The sequence below is a fragment of the Synechococcus sp. R6-7 genome (assembly GCF_047461695.1).
In the GTDB taxonomy this organism is placed as follows: domain Bacteria; phylum Cyanobacteriota; class Cyanobacteriia; order Thermostichales; family Thermostichaceae; genus Thermostichus.
The window spans coordinates 1-565 of record NZ_JANSHS010000536.1 but is presented as its reverse complement, the minus strand read 5'-3'; the positions used below and the strand labels follow the sequence as shown (position 1 = coordinate 565).

Sequence of the window (565 nt, the reverse complement as noted above, 5' to 3'; positions counted from 1 at the left end):
CCCCCCGCCACCATCCCAACAGTCGGATCCTTCCCCAAGCAATTCCGACGACACCGGCGAGGACCAGGAGGAGACGGATCCCCAGCCGGAAAGCCTCAGCCTGCCGCAGGAGTTTTTTTTCGATCCTGAGCAGGTGGCCCTGGACCCGCGCCTGCTGGCCTTTGCCCAGTCCCTCAACCAGCAGGGAAAAACGGGATCCCGCAGCCTGGTGTTCAGCGCCGACCGAGGCCGCTACGTCAAGCCCATCCTGCCCCAGGGATCCAACCCCCGCGTTGCCGTCGATGCCACCTTGCGAGCTGCTGCCCCCTATCAGAAAAGCCGCCGCCAGCGGCAACCGGGACGTAGCGTGATTGTGGAGCCGAGCGATATCCGCGCCAAAAAGCTGGTTCGCAAGGCCGGAGCCCTGGTGATCTTTGTGGTGGACGCCTCCGGCTCCATGGCCCTCAACCGCATGCAAGCGGCCAAAGGTGCCGCCCTGCGCCTGCTCACCGAGGCTTACCAAAACCGTGACAAGGTGGCCCTCATCGCCTTTCGTGGGGAAACTGCCGAAGTGTTGCTCCCCCCC

The 565-nt window shown here is 64.8% G+C and carries 1 protein-coding gene; it reads left to right on the top strand.

The genetic code is table 11. The features are described from left to right. Positions 1-565 (top strand): VWA domain-containing protein (locus NW815_RS13860; RefSeq protein ID WP_414416141.1); only part of this gene is annotated, 565 nt, incomplete at both ends.